The organism is Streptomyces piniterrae (genome assembly GCF_005048155.1).
In the GTDB taxonomy this organism is placed as follows: Bacteria; Actinomycetota; Actinomycetes; order Streptomycetales; family Streptomycetaceae; genus Streptomyces; species Streptomyces piniterrae.
In genome coordinates, this window is sequence record NZ_SUMB01000006.1 from 194264 (window position 1) to 207513 (window position 13250).

Genomic DNA, 13250 nt, shown 5'->3' on the forward strand with positions numbered 1-13250 from the left:
CGTGTGCCCGATCCCTCGCCCCCGTACGGGTGTGACACTGACCCCATGAGGACTGCCTACACCGTGGAGACCGTGCGGGCCGCCGAGCGGGAGCTCATGGCCCGGTTGCCCGAGGGGACGCTGATGCGGCGGGCGGCGGCCGGACTGGCCGTCGCCTGCGGGGAGTTGCTGGGCCGGGTGTCCGGCGGCCGGGTGGCGCTGCTGGTGGGCAGCGGCGACAACGGCGGGGACGCCCTGTACGCGGGCGCCCGGCTGGCCCGCCGGGGGGCCGGGGTCGTCGCCGTACTGCTGTCGCCCGAGCGGGCGCACCAGGGCGGGCTGGCCGCGCTGCGGGCGGCCGGCGGGCGGGTGTCGGACGATCCGCCGCGGGATGTCGCCTGGGCCGATCTGGTCGTGGACGGCATCGTGGGGATCGGCGGCCGCGGCGGGCTGCGCCCCGAGGCCGCTCGGCTCCTCCATGCGGCACGGGAGTCGGCGCTGGTGGTGGCCGTCGATCTGCCGAGCGGCGTGGACGCGGACACCGGGGAGGTCGGCGGGGAGGCGGTACGGGCCGATGCGACGGTGACGTTCGGGGCGTACAAGCCGGGGCTGCTGATCGATCCGGCGCGGGAGCGGGCGGGCGCGCTGCGGCTGGTGGACATCGGCCTCGCGCTGCCCGAGGAGGCCGAGGTGGAAGCGCTGCACCACGCGGACGTGGCGGAACTGCTGCCGCGCCCGGCGGCCGAGAGCGACAAGTACCGGCGCGGGGTGGTGGGCGTGGTGGCCGGTTCCGCGCGCTATCCGGGTGCGGCGGTGCTGGCGGTGGCGGGCGCGCTGCGCGGCGGCGCGGGGGCCGTACGGTATGTCGGTCCGGCCGCGGACGCGGTGCTCGCGCACTTCCCGGAGACGCTGGTGCACGCCGGGCCCCCGCACAAGGCGGGCCGGGTGCAGTCCTGGGTGATCGGGCCCGGCATCGGGGACGAGTCGGACGCGCTGGGCGAGGTGCTGGCCGCGGAGGTGCCGGTGCTCGTGGACGCCGACGGGCTGCGCTTCCTGACGCCGCAACAGGTACGGTCGCGGACCGCCGCCACCCTGCTGACGCCGCACGCGGGCGAGGCCGCCGCGCTGCTCAGTCACGGTCGGGAGGAGATCGAGGCGGCCCGGCTGCGGTCCGTACGGGAGCTGGCCGCGCGCTACGGGGCCACGGTCCTGCTGAAGGGCTCGACGACGCTGGTGGCGGACGCCACCGGGCCGGTACGGGTCAACCCCACCGGGACCGGCTGGCTGGCGACGGCCGGCAGCGGCGATGTGCTCTCGGGGGTGACGGGCTCGCTGCTCGCCGCCGGGCTGCCGGCCCGTGACGCCGCGTCCGTCGGCGCGTATCTGCACGGCCTGGCGGCTCGGCGCGCGGCCGGGTCACCGGGGGCGCCGATCCTGGCGTCGGAGGTGGCGGAGCACCTGGGGGCGGCGTGGCGGGACGTGGTGGCGTGACGGGGGCGGGGCGAGGGGTCCGGGCGGGGGAGGGCCGGGGGAGGTTACGGGGGCATGTCAGGGGGGCGCGCCCCTTGCGGTCCTCAACGGCCTAACGGGCCCTGGGCTTCCCGGCGTTGCGCACCGTTGTTGCCGAGCCCGGGGGGCGCGCCCGTCGTCACGTCGCTCGCCATGTTGCCGGTTGCGTCGCACGCCACCTCGCTCGCCGCACCGCTCGCCATGCCGGCCGTCATGCCGACCGCCAGGCCGACCGTCACGTTCATCGTCGCGGGCCGCCATCGGCAGCCGTCAACGGCACCCGTCCCCCACGCCGTTACGCCCAGTGGGGGAACGGCGCGCGGCACCAGGGCGAAAAACGCGTCCGCACGGCGGGGTGAGTGGGCGGTCACGGCATGGGTGACGGTATGAACCGCACCTTCCCGGCGCTGCTGATCGGCGTCGTCTCGCTGCTCACGCTCGCCGGCGTGCCCGCGGCGGCCACCGCGCGGCCGGCCGGCCAGGACGCGGTCGCCGGGCCCGGGGCGCGGCGCGGGCACCAGCCGCCGACGTGCAGCCAGGCCGCCGGCCCCTACCAGCGGCAGGCCGAGCTCTATCTGCGGCGGCCGGTGGACGGCCGGCAGTCGCTCGGGGACTGCCAGGCCATCCGCACGTTCCAGCAGGCCCAGCACATCGCGCCGGCGACCGGCTTCGCGGGACCGGTCACCGGTGCCGTGCTGCGGCTGATGGCGGCCCAGCAGGACCCGAACAAGGACGGCCACTGCCCCAACGGTCCCGAGCGGGTCGCCTGTGTCGATCTGTCGCGGCAGCTCATGTGGGTGCAGCAGGGCGGGAAGGTGATCTTCCGCCCGGTGGCGATCCGTTCCGGCCAGCGGACGATGGAGACCCGCACCGGCACATACCGCATCTACCACCGGCACCGGGACCACACCTCGTCGCTCTACCGGACGCCGATGCCGTTCGCCCAGTTCTTCGACCGTGGCCAGGCGCTGCACGGCGTCTACGGGAGCCTGTACGCACCGCCCGGCTCGCACGGTTGCGTCAATGTGAAACGGACGGACGCGCAGAAGCTGTGGAATGTGCTGAGGAAGGGCGACATCGTCCATATCTGGGGACGCAAGACCGGCGTGTGAGGCCCCCGGTCCGTGAGCGGCAGGTGCGCCACCGCCCGTCCCCCCGGGGTGTCGCGACGCCGCCTGAGACACTGAGGGGGATGAACGAGACAGCGAAGCGCGCCCATGCCGCCATTGACCTCGCCGCCGTGCGGGCCAATGTGCGTGCGCTGCGGGCCCGCGCACCCCGGGCAGAGCTGATGGCCGTGGTCAAGTCCGACGGCTACGGACACGGTGCGGTGCGCTGCGGGCGCGCCGCCCGCGAGGCCGGCGCGAGCTGGCTGGGCACGGCGCTTCCCGAGGAGGCGTTCGCGCTGCGCGAGGCCGGCGACACCGGCCGGTTGATGTGCTGGCTGTGGACGCCCGGCGGGCCCTGGCACCGGGCGATCGAGCTGGACATCGACGTGTCGGTGAGCGGGCTGTGGTCGCTGCACGAAGTGACCGCGGCGGCGCGCGGATTCGGCCGCGCCGCCCGCGTCCAGCTCAAGGTCGACACCGGTCTCGGACGCAACGGCTGCCAGCCCGCCCACTGGCCGGAACTGATCGCCGCCGCCGCGGCCGCCGAGGCCGAGGGCACGATCAGGGTCACCGGCGTCTGGTCGCACTTCGCTTGCGCCGACGAGCCGGGCCACCCCTCCATCGCCGCCCAGCTGGCCGCCTTCGAGGACGCGCTGGCCCTCTCCGAGGCGGCCGGGCTCCGCCCCGAGGTGCGGCATATCGCCAACACGCCGGCGCTGCTCACCCTCCCCGAAGCCCATTACGACCTGGTGCGCGCGGGCATCGGCATCTACGGCATCTCACCGGCCCCCGAGGTCGGCACCTCCCAGGAGCTCGGGCTGCGGCCCGCGATGACGCTGGAAGCCTCGCTGGCGTCCGTCAAACGCGTCCCGGGCGGCCACGGCGTGTCCTACGGGCACACCTACAGCACGCCCGGCGACACCTCCCTCGCGCTGGTCCCGCTCGGCTACGCCGATGGCATCCCCCGGCACGCCTCCGGCAACGGCCCGGTGCTGGTCGCCGGCAAGTGGCGGACGATCGCCGGCCGGGTCGCGATGGACCAGTTCGTGGTCGATCTCGGCGGGGACACCGCCCATGCGGGTGATCCGGCGGTGCTTTTCGGCCCCGGCGACCGCGGCGAGCCGACCGCCGAGGACTGGGCCAGGGCGGCTGGAACCATCGGGTACGAAATCGTCACACGGATCGGAACGCGGGTGCCCCGCGTCTATGTGGACAGTGAAATGGAGAATCACCAGGCCGACGGGGCCGACGGGGACGGGGACACGGCGCTCACGGGGGTACCGCATGACTGAGGGGCAGGAGGCCGCCGCGAAGGCGGTGGAGGCGGCGGCCGACGCGGCCGGCAACTGGGCCAGGGCCGGCCGGCACGCCGGCATCGCGGGCGCCGCGATCGGCGTGGTCGCGGCCGGCGCGGCCGCCGGTGTGGCGATCGAGCGGCTGACGGTCGGCCGCGGCATGCGCCGCAAGGCGCGCCTGGCGCTGGACGCGGCGGGCCCGTACGGCACGCTGCGCGGCACTCCGGGCTCGGCGATCGCGGAGGACGGCACCGAGCTCTACTACGAGGTGGACGAGCCCGGCGAGCTGCCGGGCAAGGCGGAGAAGGGCGAGCGGGCCAAGGGAAGCAAGGCCGACCGGGCCGCCCGCGCCGTCCAGGAGGCCCAGGGCGGCTTCCGCAAGCGGCTGCTGGCGGTGCTCGGGCGGCGGGCCACCGCCCCCACGGTCGTCTTCAGCCACGGCTACTGCCTCAGTCAGGACTCCTGGCACTTCCAGCGCGCGGCGCTGCGCGGCGCGGTGCGCACCGTCCACTGGGACCAGCGCAGCCACGGCCGGTCGGCGCGCGGCCACGGCCAGATCGACGGCACCGAACCGGTCACCATCGATCTGCTGGGCCGGGATCTGAAGGCGGTGCTGGACGCCGCCGTCCCCGAGGGCCCGATCGTGCTGGTCGGGCACTCCATGGGCGGGATGACGGTGATGGCGCTGGCCGACCAGTTCCCCGAATTCGTCGCGGATCGGGTGGTCGGCGTGGCGCTGATCGGTACCTCGGCGGGCCGGCTGAGCGAGGTCGCGTTCGGGCTGCCGTCGCTGGGCGTGAAGGCGTTCCACCGCCTGGCGCCGGGCGTGCTGAAGGCGCTCGGCGCGCAGAGCGAGATCGTCGAACGCGGCCGCCGGGCCACCGCCGACCTGTTCGCGGGGATCATCAAGCGGTACTCGTTCGGGACGCCCAAGGACGTGGACCCGGGCATCGCGCGGTTCGCCGAGCGGCTGATCGAGGCGACCCCGATCGATGTGGTCGCCGAGTTCTATCCGGCGTTCGCGGTGCATGACAAAACCGACGCGCTGGTGGCGTACGACAATGTGCCGGCGCTGGTCCTGGCGGGCGAGAAGGACCTGATCACCCCCGCCGACCACAGCCAGACGATCGCCGAGCTGCTGCCCAACGCGGAGCTCGTCTGCGCCCCCGGCGCCGGCCATCTGGTGATGCTGGAGCGGCGCGAACTGGTCAATGAGCAGCTGGTGTCGCTGGTGGAACGGGCGAGCGCGACGGCGCGCAGTTCCCGGCCGGCCCGCGCCTGAGACGCAGGGCCGGGCCGGGCCGTACCATTTGCGGCATGAGCACCACCGCCGCGACCGCCCAGGTGACCATCAAGACTCCCGACCAGATGCAGGAGTTGGGCCGCAGACTGGCCTCCCTGCTGCGCCCCGGCGATCTGGTGCTGCTCACCGGTGAGCTGGGCGCGGGCAAGACGACGCTGGCCCGGGGCCTGGGCGAGGGCCTGGGCGTGCGCGGCGCCGTCACCTCACCGACCTTCGTCATCGCCCGGGTGCACCCCTCCCTGACGGGCGGCCCCGCGCTGGTGCACGTCGACGCGTACCGCCTCGGCGGCGGCCTCGACGAGATGGAGGACCTGGACCTCGACGTCTCGCTGCCGGAGTCGGTGGTCGTCGTGGAGTGGGGCGACGGCAAGGTCGAGGAGCTGTCCGAGGACCGGCTGCATGTCGTCATCGGCCGCGCCGTGGGCGCCGATGCGCCGGCCGGCGCGGACGGCGTCCTGGCGGGCGGCCCGGAGGGCGGGCTGGAGCGCGGCCCGGACGACGTACGCGAGGTCATGGTGCTCGGCCGCGGCCCGCGCTGGGCGGACGCCGGACTGCCGGCGCTCGCCGCCCGCTGACCACCCGGCTCTCGCGATCGACCGACCACACGGACGGGCCCCGGTGCCCGCCGGTGGCTTCCGCACGTCCGGATCCGGCCGCCCGTCGCCCGTCCTCGTCCCGGCGGCCCCCTCGTCGGCCCCTCGCCCCGTAGTTTCCGACAAGGCGTCGGTATGATGTTGCGTGCGCGGCACCGGGCGTGGTCACATGGGTGCAGAGACCCCGGTTAGGTCAGCCTAACTTCTGTCGCGTGCCCCAGGAGCCCGGGAGGCGTCCATGTCGGCCCACCAGCCTGTTGCCCATGCGGCTCGGCGCGCCGAGCGGGACGCGCGCGAACAGCCGACCATGAACGAACTGCTCGCCGCGTGCGCCGCGGCCAGCGCCGTCTCCACGCCCCCCGACGCCCCCGAGGAAGCCCGCGCCGCCAGGCCTGGCGCGCCCGCGGACGGGACCGGAGCGGGCGCCGCCCCGTCCACCGAGGGGCGCGACGCCGCGTAGCCCGTAGGGGCGAATGTGTTCTGCGGCCGGGGCCCGGTCAGGAAACGACGACGACCTTCGAGCCGCGCAGCGCGAACTCCCACATCGCCTTGCCGTCGTCCCGAGACTCACGGATACCGCCGGTCCGCTTCGACGGGTCCGGCTTCGGCATCGAGCCGTCGACCGCCGCGCTGAAGCCGATCACCGCGCCGTCGACGCTCGCGAACCGCACCACATGCTCGATCGCGATGCCGTCGGAGCCGGTGATGCTCACCGAACGCGAGGTGACCGCGTACGACCCCGCCGGCGGGCTGACGGTGCTCGGCGCGACCTGGAACGTACGGATCGCGTTGCCGTCGGCGCCGACCAGCCAGACCCGCTTCGCACCCAGGGCGTAGACCACCCGCCGGCCCTCGCCGGACCCCGTGGGGACCGCGACGGGGCGGGGCCGGTCCTTCTCGCGCCCGGGGTTCTTGGGCGCTGTGCTGCCGTGACTGCCGTCCTTGCGGGCCGGGGCGAGGGTGTCCGGCGCGGACGCCGAGGCCTGGTAGCCGAGCACGCCGACCGCGACCAGGGCGGCCGCGGTGAGAGCGGTGACGATCGTGCTGCTCTTAGCGGGCACCGCTGTGCCACCTTTCCGTACGCTCCCCGGCCGCCGGCGGGAGGACCGTGTCCCGGCCGCCCGGCCGCCTGACTGCTTGGTATAGGGGGACGGTAGCACCGGAACGGGGACCACCCGCGGCGCCGTAGGCTTAAGGGCGTGCTGCTGCTAGCTCTTGACACCGCCACCCCCGCCGTCACCGTCGCGCTCCATGACGGATCCCGCGTCCTCGCCGAGTCCCGCGAGGTGGATGCGCGCCGGCACGGCGAGCTGCTGCTGCCCGCCGTCGACCGGGTGCTGGCCGAGGCCGGCCGGAAGCTCGACGCGGTCACCGGCATCGTCGTAGGCGTCGGCCCCGGCCCGTACACCGGACTGCGGGTCGGGCTGGTCACCGCCGCGACCTTCGGCGCCGTGCTGGACGTGCCCGTCCACGGCCTGTGTTCACTGGACGGCATCGCGTACGCCGCCGGCCTGGACGAGCCCTTCGTGGTGGCGACGGACGCGCGCCGCAAGGAGGTCTACTGGGCCCGCTACGCGAACGCCCGCACCCGCCTGACCGAGCCCGCCGTCGACCGGGCCGCGGACATCGCCGACGAGGTGGCCGGGACCCCGGCCGTGGGCGCCGGCGCGCTGCTCTACGACTCCGTCTTCACCGGCGTACGGCGCGCGGGGCCCGAGCACCAGTCCGCGGCCGCCCTCGCCTCGCTGGCCGCCGAGAAGCTCGCGGCCGGCGAGGAGTTCCTGCCCGACCGGCCGCTGTACCTGCGCCGCCCGGACGCACAGGTCCCGGCCAACTACAAGGTGGTCACCCCCAAGTGACCGCCGGTGCCGCCGGGCTGCGCGAGATGCGCTGGTGGGACATAGCGCCGGTGCTGGAGCTGGAGCACGATCTCTTCCCCGAGGACGCCTGGTCGCCCGGCATGTTCTGGTCGGAGCTGGCGCATGCGCGCGGCCCGTTCGCCACCCGCCGCTATCTCGTCGCCGAGCAGGACGGGCGGATCGTGGGCTACGGCGGGCTCGCCGCCATCGACGGCACCGGCGACATCCAGACCATCGCCATCGCGCGTGACCAGTGGGGCACCGGCCTCGGCGGCCGGCTGCTGGCCGAACTCCTCGGCGCCGCGACCGACTTCGAGTGCCGCGAGGTGCTGCTGGAGGTACGGGTCGACAACGCCCGCGCGCAACGCCTCTACGAGCGCTTCGGCTTCGAACCCATCGGCTTCCGCCGCGGCTACTACCAGCCCGGCAACGTCGACGCCCTCGTGATGCGCCTCACCACCCAGACCTCCTCCGAAGCACCCTCCGTACAAGGAACTTGAGAATCATGGCTGACTCCCGCGGCGGACCGCTCGTCCTCGGCATCGAGACCTCCTGCGACGAGACCGGTGTCGGCATCGTCCAAGGCCACACCCTGCTCGCCGACGCGGTCGCGTCCAGCGTCGACGAGCACGCGCGCTTCGGCGGAGTGGTCCCGGAGGTGGCCTCGCGGGCACACCTGGAGGCGATGGTCCCCACCATCCGGCGCGCGCTCAAGGAGGCCGGGGTCGCGGCGAGCGACCTGGACGGCATCGCGGTCACCGCGGGGCCGGGACTGGCCGGTGCGCTGCTGGTCGGCGTCTCGGCCGCCAAGGCGTACGCCTACGCCCTCGGCAAGCCGCTCTACGGCGTCAACCACCTCGCCTCGCACATCTGCGTCGACCAGCTGGAACACGGCGCGCTGCCCGAGCCGACGATGGCCCTTCTGGTGTCCGGCGGCCACTCCTCCCTCCTCCTGGCCCCGGACATCACCTCCGACGTACGGCCCCTGGGCTCGACGATCGACGACGCGGCCGGCGAGGCGTTCGACAAGATCGCCCGGGTCCTGCAGCTCGGCTTCCCCGGCGGGCCTGTCATCGACCGCTACGCGCGCGAGGGCAATCCGGACGCGATCCGCTTCCCGCGCGGTCTGACCGGCCCCCGCGACCCCGTCTACGACTTCTCCTTCTCCGGCCTCAAGACCGCGGTCGCGCGCTGGATCGAGGCCAAGCGGGCGGCCGGCGAGGACATCCCGGTGGCGGATGTCTCGGCGTCCTTCCAGGAGGCCGTGGTGGATGTGCTGACCCGTAAGGCCGTCCGGGCCTGCAAGGACAACGGCGTGGACCACCTGATGATCGGCGGCGGGGTCGCTGCCAACTCCCGGCTGCGGGCGATGGCCGAGCGCCGCTGCGAGGACGCCGGCATCACCCTGCGGGTGCCGCGGCCCAAGCTGTGCACCGACAACGGGGCGATGGTCGCGGCCCTGGGCGCGGAGATGGTGGCCCGCAACCGGCCGGCCTCCGACTGGGACCTGTCGGCCGACTCGTCCCTGCCGGTCACCGAAACCCATGTCCCCGGAGAGGGCGGGCAGGGCGGCTCCGGGCACCACCACGGCCACGACCACGTCCACGAGGTGAGCAAGGAGAACCTCTACTCCTGAGGACGTCTACTTCCTGAGGACCGCTGCTCCTGAGAACTCCACTCGCGTGCAGCTCTGCTCACGTCGGGCGCAAATCCCGGGCACCGCCCTGCCGGGGCGTCTGCTGCGGTCATACTCTGGGCGGGAGCAGCGGTGCGTGTGCGGGGAGGGCGGCAGGCCGTGGACTGGTTCTGGTGGGTCTTCATCTTGTTCATGTCGGGTGGCTTCGCGAAGGTCGCCGACATGGCCCGCGACGCTCTGCGCACCCGGCACAAGCGCAAGATGGAGCGCCTGGAGACCGCCCGCCAGGAGCGGCTGGAACTCGCCGACGCGCACAAGCCGCCGCAGCCGGTGTGCGGTTGCACCCACCATCTCGCCAAGCACGACAAGCAGGGCAAGTGCCATGAGCGGGTCGAGGTCGCGGTCGCCTGGGACGCGGACCACAAGCCGACGCACTACGAGGCCGGCCAGTGCACCTGCCAGCAGTACGTAGGCCCGCAGCCGCTCGCCCAGATCTATGCCGAGGACCTCACCGACCTGGCGTGAGGCCCCCGTTCAGGCTTCGGCGGCCGGGTGCCCCAGCAGCATCGCGGGGGCACCGGCGACCCGGGTCAGGAAGATCGTGCAGGAGTGCGGGCCGCCGCCCAGCTTCAGCTTCTTCCGCAGCTCCTCCGGCTCGACCGGCGAGCCGCGCTTCTTGATCACCGCGATGCCGACCTCGCGCTCGCGCAGCAGCGCCTTCAGCTTCTTGACGTTGAACGGCAGCACATCCGTGATCGCGTAGGCGGTGGCGTACGCGGTCTCCGCCGGCTGGTCCGCGGTGATGTACGCGATCGTCGGGTCGATCAGCCGGCCACCGACCTGCCGGGCGACATCCGCGACGAGATGGGCCCGGATGACGGCGCCGTCCGGCTCGTACAACCAGGCGCCGACAGGGCCCGGCTCGGGATCGGGCAGCCCCGCGCCGAGCAGCGAGTCGCCGGCCGGGAGCAGGGTGGCGCGGCGCCCGCCGTGGACCGGCAGCGGCATCTCCCCGGAGCCCCGGGCGAACCACAACACCGCTTCCTTCACCTCGCCGTGGTCGGAGATCCACTCCGTCTCGGCGTCGTCGGGCAGCGCGTCGTGCGGCACACCGGGCGCGATCTTCAGTGCCGCGTAGGGAGCGGTACGGGCTGCCTCGACGGCCCACGACAGCGGTGGCGAGTACGCCTCCGGGTCGAAGATCCGGCCACCCCTCGTCCTGCTCCGCCGCGCCGGGTCGACGAACACCGCGTCATATCCGGTGGTGTCCACCTCCATGACGTCCGCGCACCGCACCTCGATCAGCTCCGCCAGCCCCAGCGCCTCGGCGTTCGCCCGCGCGGCGGCACAGGCCAGCGGATCGCGGTCGACGGCGAGCACCGAGATCCCGGCACGGGCCAGCGCGATCGCGTCACCGCCGATCCCGGAGCAGAGGTCGGCCAGCGTACGGACACCCAGCGCGGCGAGCCGGGCCGCGCGGTGCGCGGCGACGGACGCGCGGGTGGACTGCTCGACGCCGTTCGGCGTGAAGTACATCCGCCCCGCGTCGGCCCCGAACTTCGCCGCGGCGCGTTGGCGCAGCCGGGCCTGGGTGAGGGCCGCGGACACGAGGGGCGCGTCGTGGTCGCGGCGCAGCCGGGTCGCCGCGCTCAGCTCGTCGGCGGGGTCGAAGTCCCGCAGCGTGTCCAGGAGCGTCTGCCCCTCCGGGGTGAGCAGGGCGGCGAAGGCGTCGAGGTCGTTCACGGTGCCATTGTCTCCCCCGCCTTCGGCTCTCCCGCCGCCCTCGCCGGCTCCTGCCGGCGTCGCGCGCGATCGCTCACGCGCAGCAGCAACGCCACCATCACCCAGTTCGCCACCAGCGACGACCCGCCCTTCGCCAGGAACGGCAGCGCCTTGCCGGTGAGGGGGATCAGGCCCGTGACGCCGCCGGTGACGACGAAGACCTGGAGCAGCAGCGCCCCGGAGAGGCCGACGGCGAGGAGCTTGCCGAACGGGTCGCGGGCCGTGAGCGCCACGCGGAACCCGCGCTGCGCGAGCAGTACGTACAGCAGCAGGACGGCCATCATTCCGGCCAGGCCGAGCTCTTCGCCGACGGTGGTGAGGATGAAGTCGCTGTTGCCCGCGAAGCCGATCAGCTCGGGGTGGCCCTGGCCCAGGCCGCTGCCGCCGATGCCGCCGCTGCCGAAGCTGAACAGCGCCTGCCCGAGCTGGTCGGACAGGCCCGCCGCCCGGCCCTCGGGGGTGAACGCCGTCATCGGGTTCTGCCACGCCTCGATCCGGCCCTTGACGTGCGGTTCGATGGAGCCGACGGTGATCGCGCCGACGGTGGCCAGGGCCAGCCCGCAGAGCACCCAGCTGGTGCGCTCGGTGGCCATGTAGAGCATGATCACGAACACCCCGAAGAAGATCAGCGAGGTGCCCAGGTCGCGTTCGAAGACCAGCACCAGAAGGCTGATCGCCCAGATCGTGAAGATCGGTGCGAGCTGGCGGCCCGGGGGCAGTTGGACGCCCAGGAAGCGGCGGCCGGTCAGTGCGAGCGCGTCGCGGTTGACCGTCAGATAGCCGGCGAAGAACACCGCGATGGCGATCTTGACGAACTCGCCGGGCTGCAGCGACAGCGGGCCGATGAAGATCCAGCGCTTGGCGCCGAACGTGTCGCCGGGGAAGAACGCCGGCGCCATCAGCATCACCAGCGCGACCGCCATCGTCAGATAGATGTAACGCTGTAACAGGCGGTGGTCCTTGAGCAGGATCAGCACGGCGACACAGACCGCCACGCCGATGCCGGTCCACACCAGTTGGCCGGTGGCGGCCGGCGCCATCTTCAGCCGCGGTGTCGCCGCGTAGGTGATGTCCAGGCGGTGCAGCAGCACCAGGCCGATGCCGGTCAGCAGGGCGGCCACCGGCAGGATCAGCGGATCGGCGCGCGGCGCGAAGCGGCGGACGACCAGATGCGGGACCAGCGCCACGAGCACCATGCCGACCGCGAAGCGGACCAGGCCGTCGGGCAGCCGGCCGGTCATCGACAGGCCGGTGTAGACATAGCCGAAGACGGCGATCAGTGCGACGAGGGCGAGCAGCCATGCCTCGGTGCGGCGGCGGTCCGGCGCCTGGGCGAGCGCGGCGAACGTCATGGTGCGCTCGGCGTCGCTCTCCGGCTCCCCGGTTCTCCGGGCAGCGCTCGTCAGTCCACGCACGGGATTCCTCCGCCATCGATCGTCGGAGCCGCGGGCCCGCGTGGGGGACGGTCCGTACATCGGCTCGGCAGTCGGGGGAGTAGACGAGGTGGCAGGTGGGACGGTTGCCACGGAACCGGAAGGTGTGTCCGATTTGGCACCGGTCGGCGCGCGAGGACGTGGCGCGCACCTCGCCACGTTGGCACTCCGCTTGACCGAGTGCTAACCGCGTCATAGTCTCGGCGTTGGCACTCTCCGCTGGGGAGTGCCAAACACACAGCGACGGGCAGGTCCGGCACCCGCGACGACGGATCCACCTGGTCGCCACCTCAGACAGTTAACCCCGTGAGATCTCCGAAGGGGGAGGTCGGATCGTGACGACCGCCAGCTCCAAGGTTGCCATCAAGCCGCTTGAGGACCGCATTGTGGTCCAGCCGCTCGACGCCGAGCAGACCACGGCCTCGGGCCTGGTCATTCCGGACACTGCCAAGGAGAAGCCCCAGGAGGGCGTCGTCCTGGCCGTGGGCCCGGGCCGCTTCGAGGACGGCAACCGTCTTCCGCTCGACGTCAGCGTCGGCGACGTCGTGCTCTACAGCAAGTACGGCGGCACCGAGGTGAAGTACAGCGGCGAGGAGTACCTCGTCCTCTCGGCTCGCGATGTCCTCGCGATCGTCGAGAAGTAAGTCACCCGGAATTGCCTGATCTGCGCCCCTGGTTCCCGCGTCTAAACAACCCGGGGCAGGGGCGCAGTTCGTTTTGAGCGATAGCGGTCGCCGGTGCGTGGCCGAGGA

15 protein-coding genes are annotated in these 13250 nt (G+C 73.4%); 11 read left to right on the top strand and 4 right to left on the bottom strand.

Annotated elements, in window-relative coordinates:
* The first annotated feature begins 45 nt into the window (after positions 1 to 45).
* On the top strand, positions 46 to 1470 hold the full coding sequence (locus tag FCH28_RS19430) for an NAD(P)H-hydrate dehydratase (RefSeq protein ID WP_136741320.1): 1425 nt from the start codon (positions 46 to 48) through the stop codon (positions 1468 to 1470).
* Between the two features lie 83 nt (positions 1471 to 1553).
* On the opposite strand, the gene FCH28_RS19435 is transcribed toward FCH28_RS19430, so the two are convergent.
* Entirely contained in the window at positions 1554 to 1733 is a 180-nt protein-coding gene (locus tag FCH28_RS19435; RefSeq protein WP_136741321.1) for a hypothetical protein, read from the bottom strand.
* A gap of 129 nt (positions 1734 to 1862) precedes the next feature.
* Here FCH28_RS19435 and FCH28_RS19440 point away from each other — a divergent pair, with 129 nt between their 5' ends.
* The 5 genes from FCH28_RS19440 (at position 1863) to FCH28_RS19460 (ending at position 6248) form a co-directional block, all read left to right on the top strand.
* A complete protein-coding gene (locus FCH28_RS19440) occupies positions 1863 to 2600 on the top strand; it encodes a L,D-transpeptidase (RefSeq protein WP_136741322.1) in 738 nt (245 codons plus the stop codon).
* An 80-nt stretch (positions 2601 to 2680) separates the two neighbouring features.
* Positions 2681 to 3889, top strand: a complete 1209-nt coding sequence (gene alr, locus FCH28_RS19445; protein WP_136741323.1) for an alanine racemase — start codon at positions 2681 to 2683, stop codon at positions 3887 to 3889.
* Positions 3882 to 5174: an alpha/beta fold hydrolase gene (locus FCH28_RS19450; protein WP_136741324.1), complete on the top strand. Its 1293-nt coding sequence runs from the start codon at positions 3882 to 3884 to the stop codon at positions 5172 to 5174. Before alr ends, FCH28_RS19450 begins: the two co-directional genes overlap by 8 nt.
* Before the next feature lie 35 nt (positions 5175 to 5209).
* Entirely contained in the window at positions 5210 to 5770 is a 561-nt protein-coding gene (gene tsaE, locus FCH28_RS19455) for a tRNA (adenosine(37)-N6)-threonylcarbamoyltransferase complex ATPase subunit type 1 TsaE (RefSeq protein ID WP_136741325.1), read from the top strand.
* Between the two features lie 256 nt (positions 5771 to 6026).
* A complete protein-coding gene (locus tag FCH28_RS19460; RefSeq protein ID WP_136741326.1) occupies positions 6027 to 6248 on the top strand; it encodes a hypothetical protein in 222 nt (73 codons plus the stop codon).
* Between the two features lie 37 nt (positions 6249 to 6285).
* On the opposite strand, the gene FCH28_RS19465 is transcribed toward FCH28_RS19460, so the two are convergent.
* Complete coding sequence (locus FCH28_RS19465; RefSeq protein ID WP_136741327.1) at positions 6286 to 6849, bottom strand: hypothetical protein; 564 nt, start codon at positions 6847 to 6849, stop codon at positions 6286 to 6288.
* A 138-nt stretch (positions 6850 to 6987) separates the two neighbouring features.
* Here FCH28_RS19465 and tsaB point away from each other — a divergent pair, with 138 nt between their 5' ends.
* The 4 genes from tsaB (at position 6988) to FCH28_RS19485 (ending at position 9808) form a co-directional block, all read left to right on the top strand.
* Positions 6988 to 7647, top strand: a complete 660-nt coding sequence (tsaB, locus tag FCH28_RS19470; protein WP_136741328.1) for a tRNA (adenosine(37)-N6)-threonylcarbamoyltransferase complex dimerization subunit type 1 TsaB — start codon at positions 6988 to 6990, stop codon at positions 7645 to 7647.
* A 26-nt stretch (positions 7648 to 7673) separates the two neighbouring features.
* Positions 7674 to 8147 (top strand): ribosomal protein S18-alanine N-acetyltransferase, encoded by a 474-nt coding sequence (gene rimI, locus FCH28_RS19475; protein ID WP_136741501.1) that lies wholly within the window; start codon positions 7674 to 7676, stop codon positions 8145 to 8147.
* A 5-nt stretch (positions 8148 to 8152) separates the two neighbouring features.
* Complete coding sequence (gene tsaD, locus FCH28_RS19480; RefSeq protein ID WP_136741329.1) at positions 8153 to 9283, top strand: tRNA (adenosine(37)-N6)-threonylcarbamoyltransferase complex transferase subunit TsaD; 1131 nt, start codon at positions 8153 to 8155, stop codon at positions 9281 to 9283.
* A gap of 159 nt (positions 9284 to 9442) precedes the next feature.
* The gene (locus tag FCH28_RS19485) at positions 9443 to 9808 is read left to right on the top strand and encodes a hypothetical protein (protein WP_136741502.1); all 366 of its coding nucleotides are present in this window, start codon (positions 9443 to 9445) and stop codon (positions 9806 to 9808) included.
* A gap of 9 nt (positions 9809 to 9817) precedes the next feature.
* Here FCH28_RS19485 and FCH28_RS19490 read toward each other — a convergent pair whose 3' ends face one another.
* Both FCH28_RS19490 and FCH28_RS19495 read right to left on the bottom strand, forming a co-directional pair.
* A complete protein-coding gene (locus FCH28_RS19490) occupies positions 9818 to 11026 on the bottom strand; it encodes a class I SAM-dependent methyltransferase (RefSeq protein WP_136741330.1) in 1209 nt (402 codons plus the stop codon).
* Positions 11023 to 12417: an FtsW/RodA/SpoVE family cell cycle protein gene (locus FCH28_RS19495; RefSeq protein ID WP_136741503.1), complete on the bottom strand. Its 1395-nt coding sequence runs from the start codon at positions 12415 to 12417 to the stop codon at positions 11023 to 11025. The genes FCH28_RS19490 and FCH28_RS19495 overlap by 4 nt, the downstream gene beginning before the upstream one ends.
* 416 nt (positions 12418 to 12833) lie before the next feature.
* On the opposite strand from FCH28_RS19495, the gene groES reads away from it, so the two are divergent.
* The gene (gene groES, locus FCH28_RS19500; RefSeq protein WP_019710502.1) at positions 12834 to 13142 is read left to right on the top strand and encodes a co-chaperone GroES; all 309 of its coding nucleotides are present in this window, start codon (positions 12834 to 12836) and stop codon (positions 13140 to 13142) included.
* Positions 13143 to 13250: the final 108 nt, after the last annotated feature.